This is a genomic window from Sphingopyxis sp. PAMC25046 (genome assembly GCF_004795895.1).
In the GTDB taxonomy this organism is placed as follows: domain Bacteria; phylum Pseudomonadota; class Alphaproteobacteria; order Sphingomonadales; family Sphingomonadaceae; genus Sphingopyxis.
The window spans coordinates 4292289-4313665 of record NZ_CP039250.1 but is presented as its reverse complement, the minus strand read 5'-3'; the positions used below and the strand labels follow the sequence as shown (position 1 = coordinate 4313665).

Annotated in this window: 13 protein-coding genes and 2 tRNA genes; 7 read left to right on the top strand and 8 right to left on the bottom strand. The window is 67.0% G+C overall.

What is annotated here, in order from left to right:
- Window positions 1–214: 214 nt before the first annotated feature.
- The 6 genes from E5675_RS20375 to E5675_RS20350 form a co-directional block, all read right to left on the bottom strand.
- On the bottom strand, window positions 215–2944 hold the full coding sequence (locus E5675_RS20375; protein WP_136176110.1) for a TonB-dependent receptor: 2730 nt from the start codon (window positions 2942–2944) through the stop codon (window positions 215–217).
- A 241-nt stretch (window positions 2945–3185) separates the two neighbouring features.
- The gene (locus E5675_RS20370; protein ID WP_136176109.1) at window positions 3186–5990 is read right to left on the bottom strand and encodes a TonB-dependent receptor; all 2805 of its coding nucleotides are present in this window, start codon (window positions 5988–5990) and stop codon (window positions 3186–3188) included.
- Window positions 5991–6142: 152 nt separating this feature from the next.
- Window positions 6143–6865: a ligase-associated DNA damage response endonuclease PdeM gene (gene pdeM / locus E5675_RS20365; RefSeq protein ID WP_136176108.1), complete on the bottom strand. Its 723-nt coding sequence runs from the start codon at window positions 6863–6865 to the stop codon at window positions 6143–6145.
- Window positions 6866–6902: 37 nt separating this feature from the next.
- Entirely contained in the window at window positions 6903–7955 is a 1053-nt protein-coding gene (locus E5675_RS20360; protein WP_136176107.1) for a retroviral-like aspartic protease family protein, read from the bottom strand.
- Window positions 7956–8032: 77 nt separating this feature from the next.
- The gene (locus E5675_RS20355; protein ID WP_136176106.1) at window positions 8033–10450 is read right to left on the bottom strand and encodes a ligase-associated DNA damage response DEXH box helicase; all 2418 of its coding nucleotides are present in this window, start codon (window positions 10448–10450) and stop codon (window positions 8033–8035) included.
- 86 nt (window positions 10451–10536) lie between these two features.
- Complete coding sequence (locus E5675_RS20350; RefSeq protein WP_136176105.1) at window positions 10537–11025, bottom strand: NAD(P)H-dependent oxidoreductase; 489 nt, start codon at window positions 11023–11025, stop codon at window positions 10537–10539.
- 65 nt (window positions 11026–11090) lie between these two features.
- On the opposite strand from E5675_RS20350, the gene E5675_RS20345 reads away from it, so the two are divergent.
- The 7 genes from E5675_RS20345 to E5675_RS20320 all read left to right on the top strand — a co-directional run bounded on the left by E5675_RS20345 (window position 11091) and on the right by E5675_RS20320 (window position 17989).
- Window positions 11091–13052: an alkyl sulfatase dimerization domain-containing protein gene (locus E5675_RS20345; protein ID WP_136176104.1), complete on the top strand. Its 1962-nt coding sequence runs from the start codon at window positions 11091–11093 to the stop codon at window positions 13050–13052.
- Between the two features lie 25 nt (window positions 13053–13077).
- Window positions 13078–13608, top strand: coding sequence for a PH domain-containing protein (locus E5675_RS21865; protein ID WP_247594705.1), 531 nt, complete (start codon window positions 13078–13080; stop codon window positions 13606–13608).
- On the top strand, window positions 13605–15125 hold the full coding sequence (locus tag E5675_RS20340) for a PH domain-containing protein (RefSeq protein ID WP_247594704.1): 1521 nt from the start codon (window positions 13605–13607) through the stop codon (window positions 15123–15125). Before E5675_RS21865 ends, E5675_RS20340 begins: the two co-directional genes overlap by 4 nt.
- Window positions 15122–16888 carry a single-stranded-DNA-specific exonuclease RecJ gene (recJ, locus tag E5675_RS20335; protein ID WP_136176103.1) on the top strand — a complete coding sequence of 589 codons (1767 nt, stop codon included), beginning with the start codon at window positions 15122–15124 and terminating at the stop codon, window positions 16886–16888. The genes E5675_RS20340 and recJ overlap by 4 nt, the downstream gene beginning before the upstream one ends.
- 104 nt (window positions 16889–16992) lie before the next feature.
- Window positions 16993–17068: transfer RNA gene (locus tag E5675_RS20330), tRNA-Glu, on the top strand.
- Window positions 17069–17118: 50 nt separating this feature from the next.
- A tRNA-Glu gene (locus E5675_RS20325) sits at window positions 17119–17193 on the top strand.
- A 55-nt stretch (window positions 17194–17248) separates the two neighbouring features.
- Complete coding sequence (locus E5675_RS20320; protein ID WP_136176102.1) at window positions 17249–17989, top strand: LuxR C-terminal-related transcriptional regulator; 741 nt, start codon at window positions 17249–17251, stop codon at window positions 17987–17989.
- 141 nt (window positions 17990–18130) lie between these two features.
- Here E5675_RS20320 and E5675_RS20315 read toward each other — a convergent pair whose 3' ends face one another.
- Entirely contained in the window at window positions 18131–19177 is a 1047-nt protein-coding gene (locus E5675_RS20315) for an ACP S-malonyltransferase (RefSeq protein WP_136176101.1), read from the bottom strand.
- On the bottom strand, window positions 19174–21375 hold the full coding sequence (locus E5675_RS20310) for a thiamine pyrophosphate-dependent enzyme (RefSeq protein WP_136176100.1): 2202 nt from the start codon (window positions 21373–21375) through the stop codon (window positions 19174–19176). Before E5675_RS20310 ends, E5675_RS20315 begins: the two co-directional genes overlap by 4 nt.
- Between the last annotated feature and the right edge of the window lie 2 nt (window positions 21376–21377).

Here is a 21377-nt window from a genome sequence, read left to right as displayed (position 1 = left end):
TTTCGGTGTCGCAGGATTTTTCTCGCGTCGGAAGCGACTCAGGCTACTTGCAAGGAGGCAGAGTCTTCTCCGTTCGCTATCGCAACTGCCCTAACGTCCGCTTCCCACCCCAAAACCGCCTCTCCTCCATAAGGAAAGGGCCTGTCGCGACAGTGCCCGGCCGCGGCAGGCCCTCCTTACGCCCTCCCCGGCTTTTGGGGAGGGGGAGAGGCGGTCAGAACTGGCCGCGCAGCGTCACACCATAGGTGCGCGGTTCGCCGGGGAAGCCGACGAACAGCTGGTTTGCGGTCGCCGGGAAGCCAAGCGCCGCGGGCGCTGCGACCGAACGGAAGGAGCCCGATCCCTGCAGCGGCATGTCGGCGCCGATCTGGTAATATTGCTTGTTGAACAGATTCTGTCCCCACAGTTCGACCCCCCAGCGCCGGTCGCGCCCATAAAGGCCGATCCGGCCGTTGAAGACCGCGAAGCCGTCCTGGATCTTTTCGACGTCGAGATCCGACCCGGTGTTGGTGTCGCTTTGCAGGCGCGTGTCGAGATAGACGAGCGCGCTCAGCCCGCTGTCGCCGATCGGCGGGGTCCAGCTGATCCCCGCGGTCGCGACATATTTGGCGGCGTTCGACACCCCGCGCCCGGGCAACTGGAACAGGACGGGCGACAGCGCCCGCCCGCCCGTGCCGACGAGGTTGCGGCGATATAGGGTGTCGACATAGGTCAGCCCCATATTGACCGAAAGATAGCGCGCGGGGCGCAGGAAGGTCTCGATCTCGAACCCCTTGGCGACGACGCCGGGTTTCAGCCGGTCGGACGCGCAGCCGCCGGTCGCGGCGCTGTTGTCGATCGGCCCGGTTCCCAGATCGTCCTTGCACGCCTGGATATTGGTGACCTCGAAATTGACGCCATTGAAGGTGTTGAGCTGGTAATTGCTATATTCCTGATAAAAAGCCGCGAGATTGACGTCGACGCCGGGGCCGTCCCATTTGACGCCGAGTTCATAGGCATCGACCTTCTCGCTCGCGAATTGCAGGTCGCTCGCTTCGGGCCGCGCGTTGCCCGGCGTGTTCGCCGGCCGCGCGAGCGCCGCGACGCAGGCGGCATCCTGCGCGTCGGATCCCGCGGTCGTGCTGCACGGCCGGTCGAGCGCCGAATAGTCGAGGTTGAAGCCGCCCGCCTTGTAGCCCTTCGACGCCGAGGCATAGATCAGCCATTCGGGCGCGGGCTTCCAGCTCAGCACCGCGGTTCCCGTCCACTGGCCTTCGCTGAATTTGGTCCCCGGCGCGTCGCGGGCGATGTCGGGCGCGGTGCCGTTGATCACGCAGGCTAGGGTCGCCAGCGCTTGCAAGGACGAATTGACGATCGCCGGACACAGCGTGTTGGTGAAATTCGCGTCGCCGCTCAGCGTCTTCTTCTCATGCGTGTAGCGCGCGCCGACGGTCAGCGTCAGCGCATCCTCGACGATGTCGAAGCTGTTGTGCGTGAACACCGCATAATTGGTGCTGCGCTGGGCAAAGGTCGATCCATCGTTGCCGGTGCCGTTCAGCGGCGCGGCGCCGAGCAGCGCGGCGATGCCCTGAAAGCCCGGAAAGCTCGCTGCGGGCAGGTTCGAACAGGTCGGCGACGCCGGGTTGAGGAAGGTCGGCGCGAGCGCCGCCGCGGCGAGGCAGTTGGCATAGCGCTGATAGTCGGCGCCATAGACGATGTCGTCGTCGACATCGAGCTTCTCGTTCGCATAATAGCCGCCAACGAGCCAGTCGAGTCGCCCGTCGAACGCTTCGCCCTGCAGCCTGAGCTCCTGCGTGAACAGCCGGAAGCGGCGATCGAGGTCGGTGCGCCGCAATATGTCGAGCGCGTTGAAATCGGCGTCCTGCCCCTGCGCATTCTTGTAATCGCGATAGGCGGTGATCGAGGTCAGTGTTGCCCCGCCGAAATGCCAGTTGAGCTCGCCCGACACGCCCCAATCCTTGGTATCCGACCGGTAGGTGACGCCCGGGGTGGTCGACTGGCGGCGAACGAAGCTGTCGCCCGCCGACGCGACCTGATGGTTCGCGCCGAGAAACTGGAGCAGCGGCAACAACGTGTTCGGCGACGCCACGGGGGCGCCGTCGGGCCCGCGCGTCAGGCTGCGCACGGGGTTCAGCAGCACGCCCCCACAGCAATTCTCTTCGCGCTTCGAGTAATCCGCGATCAGCCGCAGCGTGATATTCTCGGCGGGTTCGAGCAATATCTGCCCCTTCACCAGCCAGCGGTCGCGGTCGTTGATGTCGGGCTCGCCCGGCGTCGCATTGTCGATGAAGCCGTCGCGCCGCTGCCATACGCCGTCGACGCGTACCGCCGCCTTGTCGCCCAGCGGAGCGTTGATCATGCCGTCGACGCGCCAATAATCATAATTGCCATAGGAAACCGATCCCTTGGCGCCGAACGCCGAAAGGTCCGGCCCCTTGGTGACGATGTTGATCAGCCCCGCGGTCGAATTGCGCCCGAAAAGCGTGCCCTGCGGCCCGCGCAGCACCTCGACGCGCTCGATGTCGCCGAGCTCGGACAGGCCGACGCCCGTGCGGCTACGATAAACGCCGTCGATGAACAGTCCGACCGAGCTTTCGAGCCCCGGATTTTCGCCGACCGTGCCGATGCCGCGGATGCGCGCGGTGAAATTGACCTCGCTCGTCGCGCCCGACACGAGCAGCGACGGTGCGACCTGTCCCAGCGCGCGCACGTCGGTCGCGCCGGTCTTTTCAAGCGTGTCGCCAGTGACGGCGGAGACCGCGATCGGCACATCGGACAGCGCCTCGCTGCGGCGCGTCGCGGTGACGATGATCGTGCTGTCGTCGGTTTCGGCGCCCGCGGCGTCCTGCGCCATGGCGGGCACGGCGACGAGGCCCAGCGAAAGCGACAGCCCGGCGGCGCTGGTTCGCAGCAGACCTGCGGCGTGACGGAAATTGTTTTTCATGAAATGGCCCTCCTCTCACGATCATTCGTTTGTGCTGGGAGAGCGGTTTTTTGTTTGTGACGCAGGCGTATCACGACTTGCGCGCGTCATGCCAGCGCGCCGCCGTTGCTCTAACGTCATTCTGCCGGGCGCGCGGCTTTTGTGTCACAGCTGTCAGATGTGACGGGTTGACTCGCCGGAGCAAAAAAGGGGGCGGGACCAACGGCCCCGCCCCCTCGAACATCATGCGATCATTACGCGATCAGAACTTGCCGCGCAGCGTCACGCCATAGGTCCGCGGTTCGGCGAGGAACTGCGAGAACAGCTGGCGACCGCCCGGATACTGCGGGTCGGCGAACGCGGTGCCGGTCGAGGTGCCGCCCTCCTGGAAGGGTGAGTTGAACGCGACCTGGGCATATTGCTTGTTGAAGATGTTCTGCGCCCACAGCTCGATGCCCCATTTCTCGTCGGGACCGCGCACGCCGAGACGGGCATTGAACAGCGCATAGCCGTCCTGTCCCTTTTGCGGGAACAGGTCCGACCCGGTGTTATAGTCGCTGGTCATGCGTCCATCGATATAGACGAGACCGGTCAGCCCGCTGCTGCCGATGTCGGGGGTCCAGGCGACGCTGCCGGTCGCGACCAGCTCGGGCGCGTTCGACAGATTACTGCCCGGCAGCAGGCGCAGCGCCTGATCGAGCGGGGCGCCCGAATCATTGCCCACCAACTGGCCGCGATATTTGGTTTTCGCATAGGTCAGCCCCGCGGTCATGCGGAAGCTGCGCGCCGGAACGAGCGAGGCTTCGAGTTCGAAGCCCTGCGACCGGACGCCGTGGCTGACGTCATCGGTGGGGCAGGCGCCGGTCGCCGCCGCCGCGGCGCTATAGTTCGGCGCGCCCGTGAACTTGCTCTGGTCGCGGTCGCCGCCGGCGAGGTCGCTGTCGCAGCCGTTGATGTTCTGAACGAGGAAGACGGTGCCGTTGAACGTGTTGAGCTGGAAGCTCGAAAAATCCGACCGGAAGAGCGTCAGGCCGAGGCCGAACGGTCCGGTCGAATATTTGGCGCCGATTTCATAGCTGTTCACCGTTTCGGGATCGAACTGCAGCGCGCCGACCAGCGCCTGCGCCCCGCCTGCCGCCGCGAAGGGCAGGATCGGCGATTTCAGCGCCGACCGGTCGAGGTTGAAGCCGCCCGCCTTGTAGCCGCGCGAATAGCTCGCATAGACCATCAAATCGTCGACCGGCTTGTACGACAGGATCGCCGTGCCGGTGAACTCGTCCTCGCTCCGCTTGTCGTTGATCGACACACCATTGAGTTCGGCGGTCGAATTGCCCTGACAGCTGAGGCCGATGAGCGCGCCTGCGAGCGCGCGCGCCGTGGCGTTCGTGCTCGAAAGATCGTCGAGCACCAGCCCCTGCACGGTGGTGCAGACCGTGTTGTCGTTGGTAAAGCTCGCCGAGAATTTCTTCTTGTCGTTGGTGTAGCGGAGCCCGAAGGTGAAATCGAGCTTGTCGGTGATGTGGAAGATATTGTGCGTGAACAACGCCCAATTCTCGCCATCCTGACGATAGACGTCGTTGATGCTGCCAAGGTCGCTGAGCCCGTCGAGCGCATTGAACGCCGCGAGGATGTCGGGCCCCGAAGCACCCGATGCGCCGGCGATCGTCGCCGGCCCGACGCCGGGGAAGACGCACAAGGGGCTGGCCGGCGAATAGAGGCCGGCAAGGCCGCCGCCGGAGATGATGCGGCAGGTCGCGAAACGGCCGTAATCCTCACCGAAGCGCAGGTTGTCGCGCACGCGCAGCTTTTCATTGGCGTAGAATCCGCCGACGAGCCAGTCGAGCTTGCCGTCGAACGCTTCGCCCTGCAGGCGCAATTCCTGCGTAAAGGTGTGGAACTGGCGATAGGCGTCGTCGTCGGGCGCGCGATAGAGGATGTCGACCGTGCCATAATCGACGTCGCCGGCCTGGCTCGACCGATATTCGCGATAGGCGGTGATCGAGGTCAGCGTCGCGCCGCCGAAATCATAATCGATCTGGCCCGAGAAGCCGTAATCCTTCGTCTTGCCGGCATAGCTGCGTCCGGGCGTGACCGAAATGTCGCGGCTGTATCCTTGATCGAAGGCGTCGAGCGACTGGCCGAGATCGGCGAGCACCTGGACGATATTGTTCGTCGTCGGACTCGCGGGAACCCCCGGATTGTTGAGGTTGCCGATATAGGGGTTGACCGAGGGGCCGACATAGGTCGCGGCGCAGCATTCCTCGTTGCGATAGGTATAGTCGGCGATCAGCCGGACCGACAGCGCGTCGGTCGGCTCGAACAGCAATTGCCCGCGCAGGAAATAGCGATCGCGGTTGTTGACGTCGCGGTCGTTCGCGGTGTCGTTATAAAAGCCGTCGCGCTTGACCCACACACCGTCGAGGCGCGCGGCGAGCGTGTCGCTGATCGGGCCGGTGACGCTGCCGCCGAGCCGCCAGTAATCATAATTGCCATAGGTGATCTCGCCCGTGGCGCCGAACTGGAAATCGGGCTTTTTCGAATAGATGCTGATCAGGCCCGCCGACGAGTTGCGGCCGCCGAGCGTGCCCTGCGGGCCGCGCTGCACTTCGATGCGGTCGATTTCGCCGAGTTCGTTGAGGCCGATGCCCGAACGCGAGCGATAGACGCCGTCGATGAAGACGGGGACCGAGCTTTCGAGGCCCGGGTTGTCGCCGACGGTGCCGATGCCGCGGATACGGGCCGAACCATTGGCTTCCGAGCCGGTCGACGAGACGAGCAACGAGGGTGCGACCTGGTTCAGCTGGCGAATGTCGTTCGCGCCGCTGTTCTGCAGCGTTTCGGCGCTCACCGCCGAAATTGCGACCGGCACGTCGGACAAGAGCTGCGAACGCCCCTGCGCGGTGACGATGATCGGCGTATCGTCGCTGTCGTCGGTCGCGGCATCCGCGGCCGCATCGGGCGGTGCGTCCTGCGCGAAGGCCGGGGCCGCGACCGCCGCCATGGCGATCGAGACGCCGAGCGCGCTGGTGCGAAGAAAACGGGCAGCACGAAGGGAAGATGATTTCATATCGGGCACTCCTCTCAACATTTCATTATTTTTGTTGCCGGGGGAGCATAACTCAATTGCGCCTCCGATCCAGCCGGAGGCGCGCATTTGCGTCGTTTTTGAAGAAGTGATGCTTTTCGGTCACAGGCGGAAAAGCGCCTGTTCGAGGGGACTTAACTCCCCGTCCGCCGAAGGAGGCGGCTTGCCGTAGCGTCATCGCGCGCCCGGCCGGCGCAGGGGAAGCAGAGGCGGCGACCACGTGCGACGAGCATCGCTTCATAGGGGCCATCGAAATTTTCGGCGATGATCGGGTCCTCGGCGGTCAGGCCGCCGGTCAGGCTACCGAAAGCGGGCAGAATCATCCGCCGCGCGTCGCCCGCGAAACAGGGGCGTGAAATCGGCCGGCCGCGAACGTTGATTCGCAATTTGGGGTGAAAATGTCCCGAGATTTCGGGCCGCGTCTCGTGCGCCAGGCTTTGATGGCGAAAGACGATGCCGTCGACGGTCAGTTCGTCGGCGACTTCGCCGCCCCACGCGCCCCCGGAGAGGCCGTCGTGATTGCCCGCGATCCACAGCAGCCGCGCCGATGCCGCCTGCCGCGCCAATCGCTCGGCCACCGCCGGCACGATGCGCGCCGCGGCGTGACGGTCGTGAAAACTGTCGCCCAGGCACCAGATCGCACGCGCGCCGGTCTCGGCGGCGAGCGCGGCAAGCCGGTCGAGCGTGTCGTGGCTGTCATAGGGCGGCAGCGGCTGGCCCAGCGCCGCATACCAGCTCGCCTTTTCCAGATGCAGGTCGGCGACGATCAGCGCGCCGTGGCGCGGCCAGAACAGCGCCCGGTCGGCCAGCATCTCGAACTGCTGGCCCGCAAAGGTAAAGGTCGGCGTGGCGGACATGGCATCGCTATGGCGGCGGCGCCGATCCGCCGCAAGCCTAACCGCCGATGCGGATTCCGTTGGCGGCAAAGCGCCGCCCAATGTCGCGGTTCGCCCGTTCGGGCAGGTCGAACACGACGCGCTTGTTCGGAAAATCGATCTCGACGCGATCGAACAGCGACAGGCTGTCCATGCCGAGCAGCAGCGCCGGCCGCTCGACGAGGCCCAGCGCGCGGAACGCCTGGCTGTCGGCGAAGCTGACGGGCAGGTCATTGACGTCCATGCCGTTGATCACGATGCGGCGGATCGCGGTGCGCACCGCCGGCACCGCCTCGCCGGTCACCGCGCCCAGCGTCGTCGGCAGAAAGGGCAAGCGGTTCGCGCGCTTCGCCGCGACCAGCTTTTGCAGCGCGATATTGCCGACGCTGGTCTGCGCGCCGGTATCGACGATGACGTCGATGCGTTTGCCGTCGAGCCGCGCGTCGGAAAGGATCAGTCGCCCCGCCGAATTGCGCGCTGTGACGACGATCGCATCATTGTCGCGGATGATCGGGCGCGCGCGCCTGCGCGTCTCCAATATCTCCATCGTTTCCTTGCGGAAATCGATCAGCACGCGCCGCTCCTCGAGCATGTCAACCCCGATCAGCCCCGCGGCGCCGATGTGGCGGCCGAAAAAGGCGGGGGCATCGACCGTGGCGAGGTGCAGGTCGGACATCCGCAGCGCCGCGACGCGGAAGCTCGGCACCACCGCCGACCCGCCGATCGTCGCGAGTTTGAGTTTCGCTCCTTCGGCGAGTTCGAGGCGCGCGGCGAGTTCGCGTGCGATCACCGTGCGCTCGGCGCCGGTATCGACAAGGAAGGAGAAGGGGCCTTCGCCGCCGACCATGACTTGCACCGCCATGCGCCGCGTCGCGTCGAGGTCGAAGGGCTGGATGAAGGGGACGACGGTGACTGGCGGCGCGACCAGTTCGGCGGGCGGTGTCGGGGCCGCGGCGGGGGCGGGCGCGGGATTGGCTGGCGCCGGCATCGCGCCAGAGAGCGGGGGGGCGGTGAGCCCGGGGGCGGCGAGCAGCAGCGCCAATGGGACGGACCACCTGATTGCACGGGTCATCGCTGGCATCCTCAACTGTCTTTGCGCCAGTCTACGCCTGTGCAGCCCTTGCGGCAAGCGATGCGGCGCCGGACGTCTCATTCCTGCGGGTTAACGCGCATCGCCTCCTCGGCCAGCGCATCGGCGAGTTCGCCGAGCAGCATGTCGTCGAGATCGGACGCGGCGACATTTTCGCGCCCGATCAGCACCAGCACGGGGATGGCGAGCGGGCTGATCCGGTCGAGCGTTCGGTGCAGCATCGTCCCCGCCGCGCGGTCGAGCAGGTCGCCCAGCCGCGCGACGTCGGTCAGCCGCTCGCGCGCGTCGGCCCACGCGGCCTCGAGCAGCAGATGGTCGGGTTCGTATTTGCGCAGCACGTCGAAGATCAGGTCGGTCGAAAAGGTCACCTGCTTGCCCGTCTTGCGCTTGCCCGGATGCTGGCGCTCGATCAGCCCGCCGATCACCGCGACCTCGCGGAACGCGCGCTTCAGCAGATGCGACCGTTCGACCCATTCGACGAATTCGTCGGACAAAATCTCGGCATCGAACAGATTTTGGGGGTGTGCCACGGGCCGCAGCGACCAGATCGCGATCGCATAGTCGGAGGCGACGAAGCCCAAGGGTTGCAGCCCGGCGCGCTCCATCCGCTTGGTAATCAGCATGCCGAGCGACTGGTGCGCGTTCCAGCCTTCGAACGGATAGCAGACGAGATAATGATGCCCTTCGTGCGGGAAGGTCTCGACGAGCAGTTCGCCCGGCCGCGGCAGCGCCGAGCGCAGCGCCTGCATCTCCAGCCAGAAGCGCACATCCTCGGGAAAGCGCTGCCAGCTCGCAGGATCGGCAAGGAAGCCGCGCACCCGGTCGGCGAGCCGCGTCGAAATCGCGAGCCGCGCCCCCATATAGCTCGGGATGCGCGCGGGGCGCGTCGTCGCGCGGACGATCAGGTCGGTGTCGCGGATCGCCTCGACCTCGAGGCTCAAACCGGCAAAGGCAAAGGTATCGCCCGGCGACAGCGTGCTGGCGAAATATTCCTCGACCTTGCCGAGCCGCCGGCCGTTCTTGAAGCGGACGTCGGCCATCGGCGCCTCGACGATGATCCCGGCATTGAGCCGGTGCTGCGCGGCGAGCCGGGGATGCGCGATCCGCCAGCGTCCCGGCCCATCGGGGGCGAGGCGGCGGAAGCGGTCATAGCTTTTGAGCGCATAGCCGCCATCGCGCACGAAACCGAGCAGCCGTGCGAAAACCTCCGCATCGATCCACCGATAGGGCGCCGCGCTTCGGATTTCGGCGAGCAGTTCGTCCTCGCGGAACGGCGCCGCGCAGGCGAGCGCCATCACATGCTGCGCGAGCACGTCGAGCGCGCCGGGGCGGAAGCGGTCGGCGTCGCGCTCGCCCGCTTCGACGGCATCGAGAGCCGCCTGCGCTTCGAGATATTCGAAGCGGTTGCCCGGCACGATCAGCGCGCGGCTCGGTTCGTCGAGCCGGTGGTTGGCGCGGCCGATGCGCTGGAGCAGCCGCGACGACCCCTTGGGCGCCCCCATCTGGATCACGCAGTCGACATCGCCCCAGTCGAGCCCGAGGTCGAGGCTCGCGGTCGCGACGAGCGCGCGCAGCCGTCCCTCGGCCATCGCGGCCTCCGCGCGCTCGCGCGCTTCGCGGTCGAGGCTGCCGTGGTGGATCGCGATCGGGAGCGACAGGTCGTTGACCTTCCACAGCTCCTGAAAGATCAGTTCGGCGAGCCCGCGCGTGTTGCAGAAGATGATCGTCGTGCGATTCCTTGCGATCGCCTCCATCACCTGATGCACCGCCCAGCGCCCCGAGTGTCCCGCCCACGGCACGGCGCCCTCGGGCAGCAATATCTCGATGTCGGGGTCGGCGCCCGCTTCGCCTTCGACGATCGTGACCGTGCCGGCGTCGGCGTCGGGGGCGAGCCAGCCGGCATATTGCACCGGATCGGCGATCGTCGCCGACAGCCCGACACGGCGCAGCCCCGGTGCGATCGCCTGCAGCCGCGCCATCGCGAGGCCGAGCAGATCGCCGCGCTTGCCCGGTGCAAAGGCGTGGATCTCGTCGATCACCAATGTCTTTACGTGCGCGAACATCGTGAAGCTGTCGGGATAGGACAGCAGCAGCGACAGGGATTCGGGCGTCGTCAGCAATATGTTCGGCGGGCGGCTGCGCTGCCGCGCCTTCTTGTCCGAACTTGTGTCGCCGCTGCGGCTTTCGACGCTGATGTCGAGCTCCATCTCGGCAATCGGGCCGAGGAGGTTGCGTTCGACATCGGCCGCGAGTGCCTTAAGCGGCGACACATAGAGCGTGTGGAGCCGGTCCGACGGGTTTTGCGCGAGATCGACGAGGCTCGGCAAAAGCCCCGCCAAAGTCTTGCCCGCGCCCGTCGCCGCGACGAGCAGCGCATGTTCGCCGCGCGTTCCCGCGCCGAGCATATCGGCCTGATGCCGCCGGAGCCGCCACCCGCGCGCGGCGAACCAGTCGGTGAAAGGGGCGGGAAGCGGCATGGACGAGATGTGGCGCAGCGTACGGGCGGGGACAAGGGCCTCCGCCCCGCGCCGAAGATGCCGCGACCGGTTGCGGGGCCCCGGGGTCAAAAAATCCCGGCGGCGATCCCTTCCGCAAGCGCGGTGCCCATGTCGCGCGCTTCGGTAAGGCGGTCCGGCGCGATGGTCTTCGGCGCGAGGATGGCTTCGGGGGTTTGCGCCGCCGTATTGACGATCACCGGCTCGGCGACGCGTTTCAGCCGCCAGCCGGTCGCGATGCGGTCGAGCTGGCGCTGGGCATTCTCGCCGTCGGACCCCGCGCAGATTATCGTCGCATAGGGACGCCCTTCGAGCTTGCCGAGGCAGGGGTAATAGCAGCGATCGAACATCTCCTTCATCGCGCCCGACAGCGCGGCGAGATTTTCGGGGCCGACGAAGAGGTAGCCGCCCGCTTCTTCCAACCGGGCCGGTGTGACGTCGTGCGCGATGACGAGCTGTGCTGCCGTAGCGGCACCTTCGGCCGCGGCTTCGGCGAGCGCCTTGCTTCCGCCGGTGCGGCTGTGCCAGACGATCAGGAGGTGCGGCGTGGCGGTCATGCGACGATGCTTGCCAAGCCGAGGGGCGCGGCGCAAGCTACCCCGAAATATGGGGGAGAGAGACGATGCGCCGATTGACCGCCCTGCTGCTTGTCATGGGTCTGCCCTTTGCCGTTGCCGCGCAGGACCCCGCGAGCGAGGCGACCCGCGCCGCTCAAGCCGACCTTGCAAAGCGGCTGCCGATCGATGACCCGCGCGACGAGGCCAATGCGACGCGCGGCAAGATCGCCGAGATTCCGGGCGGACTGATCCAGACCGCCGACAGCAGGATTGTCTGGGACCGCCGGCCTTATGCCTTCCTCGATGCCAAGCAGGCGCCCGATACGGTCAACCCGTCGCTATGGCGGCAGGCGCGGCTCAATGCGGTGCATGGATTGTTCGAGGTGGTGCCGGGCAGCATCTGGCAAATCCGCGGCTATGATCTGTCCGTGATGACGATCATCCGCGGCAAGACCGGCTGGATCGTCGTCGATCCGCTCTTGTCCGAAGAGACGGCGGCCGCTGGATGGAAATTGTTTGCGGATACGGTTGAAGCGAAATCGGGCAAGCGGCCGATCAAGGCGGTCATCTTTTCGCACAGCCACAGCGACCATTTCGGTGGCGTCGGCGGGATCGTGACCGCCGAACAGACGAAAGCGGAGAATATCCGCATCATCGCGCCGCACGGCTTTTCGGAAGAAGCGACGTCCGAAAATGTCCTCGCGGGCGGGGCGATGGGGCGACGCGCGCTTTATATGTTCGGCGCGATCGTGCCGCCGGGGCCGATGGGCCAAGTCGACACCGGGCTGGGGCCGAAGCTGTCGTCGGGAACGATCGGCTATATGGAACCGACCGAGACAGTGGGCGAACAGGGCGGCACGCTGACGATCGACGGGCTGGCGTTCGACTTCCTCGACGCGGGCGGCACCGAGGCGCCGTCGGAGTTCACCTTCTACATCCCCGCCTATAAAGCGCTGCACACGACCGAGGTGGTGACCCACAATCTCCACAATATCCTGACCCTGCGCGGCGCGCAGGTGCGCGACGCGCTGCGCTGGTCGAAGGTGATCGACGCGATGCTGCTCAAATGGGGCGGAACGGCTGAGGTCGCGCTGGCGTCGCACCATTGGCCGACATGGGGTGCGGGCGAGGTGTCGTCGATGCTCGCGAACCAGCGCGATGCGTATCGTTATGTCCACGACCGCACGCTCTTTCTCGCGAACCGCGGCGCGACGCTGCACGAACTCGCAGACCAGACCGCCGAGGCGCCGGTGCAGGCGGCCGATTTTTCGACGCGCGGCTATTATGGCACGCTCAACCACGACATGAAGGCGACCTATCAACGCTATTTCGGCTGGTGGGATGGCAATCCCGCGAACTTCAACCCGCTACCGCCCGAGCAATCGGCGCCCAAATATGTCGCGCTCGCGGGCGGGGCCGACAAGCTGCTTGCAGCGGGGCGGGCGGCGCTGAAGGCAGGCGATTACCGCTGGGCGGCCGAGCTTTTGAACAAGCTCGTCTTCGCCGAGCCCGGCAACAAGGAAGCGCGCGCGACGCTTGCTTCGGCCTATGACCAGCTTGGCTATCAGGCCGAATCGGGGGCGTGGCGGAATTACTATCTCGCCGGCGCGGCGAGCCTGCGCGGGAACGCGGCCGAGGCGGCGACGAGCAATGGGCAGAGCCGCAGTTTCGTCAGCGCGATCCCGACCGCTGTTTTCTTCGATGCGCTCGCGACGCGCTTCGACGCCGCGAAGGGCAGCGCGCTCAAGGGGACCTTCCAGTTCATCCTGCCCGACAGCAAGGAAAGCGTCGCCGTCGTCGTCGGCGGCGGGGTCGAATTCCCGCGCTACGGCGTGACCGACCCGGCCCCCACCGCGACAATCACGATCGACCGCAAGATCCTCGACGAGGCGATGATGGGCCGCGCGCAATTCCCCGCGTTAATCCAGTCGGGCGCGATCAAGGTCGATGGCGACCGGCAAGCGTTTCTGTCGTGGTTCGGGCTTCACCCGCCCGCCGACCCGCGCTTCAATGTGGTTGTGCCATAGTCATATAAGACGCTAACGGAGGATCATGACCGACACGCCCGCCGCGCATCCGACCGACCCTTTTGACGCCGAGGCGCTGGGCGCCATCGAGGGGCTTCACCCGGTCGATCCGGCCTATGCCAAAGTGCTACGTATCGCGACGGCGCTCAACCTGATCCCGCTCGCGATCGCCGCGAGCGTCTTCGACGCGCTGCTGATCCGGCATATCGAGGGGCCATACGGGCTGATCACCGCGCTGGCGTGGCTGATCGCGATCGTAACCATCGTCAGTTTCCCGTCGCGCCGCGTGGCGCGCTGGGGCTACAAGATCGGCGAGGGGCAGCTTCGCGTCGCGCGCGGCTGGCTGTTCCGCACCGATACGATCGTGCCCTTCGTGCGGGTCCAGCATATCGACGTCGGGCAGGGGCCGATCGAACGCTGGTTCGGTCTGTCGCATCTGATTGTCCACACCTCGGGCACGCACAACAGCACGGTGACGTTGCCGGGACTACCCAGCGATCTCGCGGCGGCGATGCGCGAGACGATCCGCCGCCATATCCAGACCGACTTCGCATGACCGGTACCGCCGCCCTCGCCGCGCCGGACGACGAGTCGCGATGGCAGCGGCTGCACCCCGCGACGTTGGCGCTCGCGGTCGTCGCGCTCGGGCCGAAATCGCTCAACTTCCTGCCCGCGGTGGCTGCGCTCGGCTTTACGGGCAACTGGATCTGGATCGTGCCGGCGATCGGTGCGTTCCTGCTGATCTCGCTGCTCGCCGCCTGGTTCCAGTGGCTATGTTTCCGTTTCCTCGTCGGCGACGACGAGGTGGTGATCGAAAGCGGCGTCTTCGCGCGCCAGCACCGCACGATTCCTTTCGACCGCATTCAGGACGTCAGTATCGAGCAGGGACTGGTCGCGCGCGCGCTCGGTATCGCCAAGGTCGGATTCGAGACCGGCGCGGGCGGCAAGGAAAATGATGCGAGCCTCAACGCGATCGCGCTCGAGGCCGCGCAGGCGCTGCGCACGACGATCCGCGCGCATCGCAGCGGCGAGGCGGCGGTCGTCGCGGCCGACGCGCCCGACGCGCCCGATGCGGCGCCGGGCCCCGAGGACCGGCTGCTCTTCGCAATGAATTCGGGGCGGCTGCTGACCGCTGGGCTTTTCAACTTCTCGCTCGCCGCGCTCGCAGTGGTCGGCGCCGCGATGCAGTTTTTCGACGGCCTGCTGCCGTTCGATTTCAACATTTTCAATCCGATGGACTGGATCGACATCGCCGAAAGCTATGGCCTCGATCAGTGGCTGCTCGCGCATCGTTGGGTCGCCGGGATCGGCGCGGCGCTGTCGCTCTTGCTGATCGGTTTCGCGAGCGGGATCGCGATGATGGTTTTCGCCAACTGGGATTTCCGCCTGACGCGCGAACCGCGCGCGCTGCGCCGGACCCGCGGGCTGACGACGCGCACCGACGTCGCGGTGCCGGTCAAGCGCGTGCAAGCGGCGATCCTCGTCACCGGCTGGTTGCGCCGACGTTTCGGTTGGCACGAACTCCGTCTGCAAAGCCTTGCGAGCGATGGCGAGAAGGAACGCGATCATCAAGTGGTTCCCTTCGGCAAGCTGGCCGAAATCGATCCGGTGCTGGACGAGATCGCGATCGCGCGGCCGGGCGCGGAGGCGGCATGGCAGCGCAGCCATCACATCGTCGCGCTCGGCGGTCTAGTCGGGGCGGTGTGCGCAGCGGCGGTCGGTCTTGTCGCGGTGTCGTTCGGCCAGCCGCTCGGCTGGCTCGGTCCGCTTGCCGGGCTGCTGTTTGGCGCGGGATCGCTGTTTGGCGCGCGTTTCCACCGCTGGACCGACCTCGGCGAGCAAGTGGCGATCCGGCGCGGCATGTGGAAGCCCAAGACGACGCTGCTCCCGCATGCGTCGGTGCAGAGCATCGACCTCAAGAGCGATTTTATCCTGCGCCCGCTGGGCCTCGCGACCTTGGTGTTCGGCGTGCCGGGCGGCAGCTCGCTCGCGGCACACGAGATTCCTGCGATTCCCGTTGCGACGGCACAGGCGTTGCGCACGCGCATCCTTGCCGCGAGGGCGCGGCGATGAGTGATGCGGCGCTCGGAATCACGCGCTCGATTGCAGGGCAGCCTTGGCATTGGCGGCGGGCGAGTGCCGATATGGGCAGCGAAAATCTCGCGCCCGATGATCTCGTCACGCAATTGCTGCTCGCGCGCGGCGTTGCGCGCGACGATCTCGACCGGCAGCGCGTACCGACGCTGCGCGGCTTCATGCCCGATCCCTCGCTTTTCCGGGACATGGATGCCGCCGCGGCACGGCTCGCCGACGCGGTCGAAAAGCGCGAGGCCGTTACGATCTTCGGCGATTACGACGTCGACGGCGCAACCTCGGCGGCGCTGCTCGTGCGGCTGCTGCGCGGGCTCGGCCTCCCCGTCGGCGCCTATATCCCCGACCGCCTGATGGAAGGCTATGGCCCGTCGGGCGCCGCGCTCGTCAAGATCGGCGAGGCGGGATCGAGGCTGGTCGTTACGGTCGATTGCGGCGCGCAGGCGTTCGATGCGATCGCCGAGGCCAAGGCGGCGGGAGTCGAGGTGATCGTCGTCGACCATCACCAGTGCGCGACGACGCTGCCCGATGCCCTTGCCCTCGTGAACCCCAACCGGCTCGATGAGGAAGCCGATGCGGCGATCCACGGCAATCTCGCCGCGGTCGGGGTCGCCTTCCTGCTCGGCGCCGCGCTGCTCCGCACGCTTCGCGCACGCGGCTTTTTTGTGGACCGTGACGAGCCCGCGCTGATCGAACTGCTCGACCTCGTCGCGCTCGGGACCGTCGCCGACGTCGCGCGCCTCACCGGATTCAACCGGGCGCTCGTGACGCAGGGGCTGAAGGTGATGGCACGGCGCGGCAACACGGGCCTTGCGGCGCTGATGGACGCGGCGCGGCTCACCAAGCCGCCGAGCGCAAGCGACATGGGCTTTGCGCTCGGCCCGCGGATCAACGCCGGCGGGCGCGTCGGCAAGTCCGACCTCGGCGTGCGGCTGCTCACGACGAGCGACCCGCAGGAAGCGGCGGAGATCGCAGCCGAGCTCAACCGGCTGAACGAAGAACGCCGCGCGATCGAGGCGGCGGTGCTCGAACAGGCAATCGAAGCGAGCGCCGCTTGCGGCAACGCACCCGTCGCGATCGTCGCGGGCGAGGGTTGGCATCCGGGCGTCATCGGCATCGTAGCCGGGCGCCTCAAGGAAAGATTGCATCGGCCCGCGATCGTGATCGCGGTCGACGAGGAGGGCGTCGGCAAGGGATCGGGGCGCTCGATTTCGGGCGTCGACCTTGGCGCCGCGATCCTCGCCGCGAAGGAAACGGGCCTGCTCGTTGCGGGTGGCGGCCATGCGATGGCGGCGGGGCTGACCGTCGAAAAGGGCAAGGTCGATGCGCTTGGCGCGTTCCTCAATGACCGCCTCGCCGCCGACGTCGAGCGCGCGAGCGGCGACAAGGCGCTACTGATCGACGCGGTGCTTGCGCCACGCGGCGTTTCGCCGCTCTGGTGTGATGCGATTGAAAGCGCGGGCCCCTATGGCGCCGGCTGGCCCGCGCCGCGCGTCGCGACCGGCCCGGTGCGAATCGTCGAATCGGGGATCGTCGGCACCGATCATGTCCGCCTGATCGTGTCGGGCGACGATGGCGCGCGCTTCAAGGCGATCGCTTTTCGTAGTGCCGAGACCGAGCTGGGACAGGCTTTGCTCCGCGCGCGCGGGCGCAAATTATGGCTCGCGGGCCGCGCAAAACGGGACGACTGGGGCAGCCGCCCCGCCGCCGAATTGCATCTCGAGGACGCGGCCTGGGCCGACTAGGGGCGGGCCGCTTCGGTGCAGCGCAATATTTTTGCGCGGGGGCGGCGTCGCCATGCTTGACCGCGTCCAAACGCCCGTCTAAGGCGCCCGCTCACCGATCAGACGGCCCCTTCGTCTAGCGGTCTAGGACGTCGCCCTTTCACGGCGAAAACACGGGTTCGAGTCCCGTAGGGGTCACCATCGGTTTCAGGAGCGGTCGGCTCCTTTCTCCGGCAAGACTTCCGACCCAAGGCCCCTTCGTCTAGCGGTCAGGACGCGGCCCTCTCACGGCTGAAACACGGGTTCGATTCCCGTAGGGGTCACCAAATCCGCCTGCGGGCGCGATCCTTGAAACGGATAGAAACGCGCCGAAATGGCGCCATGGCCGACTTTTTCACGCTGTCGGTCCGGTGGCTTGGGGCGCAACATCGCCCGGTGACCGAAAGCGGGGGCCATATCCATCTGATCCTGCCCGACCCTATCGAACGGGCGGCCTGTTTTCGCACGCTTGCAACAGGTCACGCGCGGGTGGTTCGCAGCTTTGCCAGCGCGGACGCCTGGGTTGAGGCCGAGGGCGACGATCTGGCCGGCGTGCTGCTTTTTCGCTGGCGCCAGCCGGGGCGAACCGACGGCGCCGCGCTGCTCGAACGGATCGCAGGGCGTCCCGCGATCCTCGCCTTCGTTGCCGCCGATCGGCTCAGCATCGCCGAATCGCGCACGATCCTGCGCGGCGGCGCGCGGGATCTGTTGCCAGCGCCGCTCGACCCCTGCCTCGTCCGGCGCACGATCGACGCGGCGCTTGCCGACTGGCGCGCGGCCCAAGGCGCGCTAGCGCGGCATCGCGAGGCCGAAGCGCGGCTGGCGGCGCTGACCCCGCGCGAGCGCGACATTTTGGATGCGATCGCCGCCGGGCTCGGCAACAAGGCGATCGCGCGGCGGCTCGACCTCAGCCCGCGCACCGTCGAAGTGCATCGCGCGAATATCATGCGCCGCGCGGGCGCGGGCAATGTCGCCGAACTGCTGCGATTGCAATTCACCGCCGAATCTGCGCGCGCCGCGCCGGGCGATCGGGTCCATTTCGGTGCAGGATCGCACGGGAACCCGGCCAGGTGCCGGGCGTAACGCCTATAAGGAAAATGAACGGTGTACCGCCCTTGAGTTGGTCCCCATTGGCGCTGCCGTTCATCCGCCCGGGGTCAACCCCACCTGACCCCGGGCAAACAACAGGGCCGGCAGGGACGTTCCTCTCTGCCGGCCCTATCGCTATCCGGTAATCAGCCCCCGCTGCTCGGCGCGGCCCATCGAGAGCAGGATCGGGTCCGACGCCTGCCGGGCCATGAAATCAGTCTTGCTTGTCATGCCCTGCCAGCCGATGCCGATCAGCGATTGCGCGATCGCGCCGCCGAGCGTGTCGCCGGGGCCGGGCAGGATGATCGCGTCGGGCGCATACTCCTTGACCGCGACCTGCACCGACCGTGCGAAATCATAAGGCGCGAGGATCTGGTGGCCGAAACTATAGTCCCAAGTCTCGGCGGGGTCGCTGGAGAAGCGGCGCCAGATGTGGCCGCGGCCGTCGACCATCGGAATGTCGGGGCGGCCGAAAAGCGCGACGGGCAGCTCGGCCTTCGCCTTCTCCGAACTGCCGAACATCAGCGGGGTGTGGAAGGGGCCGTGGCCCGCGAGGCGCAAGGGATCGCGGCCGGGGGTCGGCGGCGCCTCGGCGAGCAGCGCAGCGAGACCTTCCTCATTGCCCGCGAGGACGAGCATGCCTGCGAGGTCGATCGAGAGCGCGAGGTCGTGGCCGGGGCGCGCCGCGATGGCCGCGACAAGGTCGAGCAGACGGTCGCGCAGGCCGGGGAGGGGGTGCCAGTCCTCGTCGGCCACTTGCAGTAAAATCTGCCCTCCGGGACCGTGCGTCTGGCTGTTGAGCCCCATCGCGTTCGATATGCGGAAGCCGTCCTCGATCGACACCGCACCGCCGAGCGCGAGCGCGCTGTACCAGCCCATCGAATTGCCGAGCGCCGCGACGATGTCATATTTGTCGCGGTCGATGCTCAGATAATCGAGCGCGGTTGCGGTGTAGATCAGCGGCGCTGCGACGTCGCCGCGCATATGTACCCCGACGCTGAAGCGGTCGGCGCCGTCTAGTTCGGTTACCGTTGGCTGGCCGCGGTCGTGGCGCTGTGCGTCGAAGTTCGCGATCAGCGCGCCGAAAGGCGCGCCGTGCAACCGCGCGATGCTGCCGAGTTCGCCCTTGCCATAGGTACCGCGGCCGGGGGCGACGACGATCGCGGTCTTGCGCGCGGTCATGCGAGCAGCTCCTTCGCGGCGGCATAGATGGAATCGCGGCTCGGCAAGGTTAGCGTCGCCGCCTTGCCCAAGGGGATGAAGCTGTCGTCGGCGGCGATGCGCGCCAGCTTCTTGTCGGGAGTCCGCTCGACGAAGGTCGCCATCAGCGCCTCGCTCTGCGAGCCGGTGATGCGGCATTCGTCGACGATCAGGATGAGTTCCGCGGCGCCGACGGCCGCCACCAGCTTCGCCTCGTCGACCGGTCCGAGCCAGCGGAGGTCGATCACGCGCGCCTTGACGCCTTCTTCGGCGAGCAGTTTCTCGGCCTGCCGCGAGAGATAATAGCCATTGCCGTAAGTGACGATCGCGAGGTCGCTGCCGTCGCCGTGGACGCCGACGTCGCCGAGGTGGATCGGCGCACCTTCGCCCGGCGCCTCGTATATGCTGGTCCACAGGCCGTCGCCTTCTTCATGGAGGTCGCGCGTCATGTAGAGCGCGATCGGTTCGACGAAGACGATCACGCGCTGCTCCTCGCGCGCCAGCCGCACGCACTCGCGCAGCATGTGGACCGCGTCGCGGCCGTTCGACGGCACCGCAAGGATGACGCCGGGGATGTCGCGGAAGACCGCGAGGCTGTTGTCGTTGTGGAAATGGCCGCCGAAGCCTTTCTGGTAACCCAGCCCCGCGATGCGGATGACCATCGGATTGGTGTACTGACCGTTCGAGAAGAAGCTCAATGTCGCCGCCTCGCCGCGTATCTGGTCTTCGGCATTGTGGACATAGGCGAGGAACTGGATCTCGGGCATCGGGATAAAGCCATTGTGCGCCATGCCGATCGCCAGCCCGAGGATTGCCTGTTCGTCGAGTAGCGTATTGATCACTCGCGCCGATCCGAAACGCTGGTGGAGCTTCGCGGTGACGTTGTAGACACCGCCTTTCGGTCCGACATCCTCGCCCATCACGGCGATTTCCTTGTGCGCGAGCATCAGGTCGGCGAGCGCCCAACTCAAAAGCCGCGCCATGTGCATCGGCTTGTCCATCGCCTGCGCATCGCTGCCGAACATCGCCCCCCGGTCCTCGTCCGACGGCGTGTTGCGCGGCGCGACTTCGCGCTTCGGCGGGATCAGGCTGTCCATCACATGCGCGGTGGTCGTGATCTTCGGACGCAGGATCGCCGCTTCGGCCTGCCGCGCGAGCGTGGCGCCGATCTCTTCATAGGCTTCGGCGATCTCGGCCGCGCTCATCCAGCCATGTTCGGCCATCAGCGCGGCGCCCGCGAGCAGCGGGTCGCGCGCCTCGTCGGCCTCGATCAGCGCCTTGGGAAGATAGGCGCCCTGCACGTCCGAACCGGCGTGGCCATAGAGGCGGACGGTGCCCATGTGGAGGAACACGGGCTTGCGGGTGCGCCGCGCATAATCGGCCGCCTCGGCGGCGCCAGCATAGGCCGATACGAGGTCGGTGCCGTCGCATTTGATGTAGTGGAGCCCCGCGCGATGGCGGAACTGCGCCTCGATCCAGCCGGTCGGCGTGCGCGTCGAAATGCCGATGCCATTATCCTCGCAAAGGAAGATCAGCGGCATCGGCGACCCCTGAAACGCCGCCCAGCCCGCGGTATTGAACGCGCCCTGCGCGGTCGAATGGTTCGCCGACGCATCGCCGAAGCTGGTGAGCACGACCGCATCGTCGGGGAGCGGCAGCCCCGTCATGCCGAGGCGGCGCGCGATGCCGATCGAGAAGGCGGCGCCGACCGCTTTCGGCAAATGCGAGGCGATCGTCGAGGTTTGCGGCGGGATGGCGAGCGGCTTCGACCCGATCACCTTGTGCCGACCGCCGGAAATCGGATCCTCCGACGACGCCGCGAAGCTCAGCAGCATGTCCCACGTCGGCGTCCCCCCTGGAAGCTGGCGTGCGCGGTGGAGCTGAAACGCGTTCGAGCGATAGTGGAGGAACGCCATGTCGGTGACGCGTAGCGCCGCCGCGACCGCCGCATTGCCCTCGTGCCCCGACGAGCCGATCGTGTAGAAACCTTCGCCGCGCGCCTGTAGGTGGCGCGAGAGTCGGTCCATCTGGCGGCTTGTCAGCTGCGACAGGAAAATGTCGGTGGCCTCGCCGCGCGACAGGCCGGCCGCGGCGGGGTCGGGTGCATCGGCGCGGCCGGGCAGTCTGCCGCCCGCCAGCGCGCCAAGGAATTTTTCATGTACCGCCTGCGCCGCGTCCACTT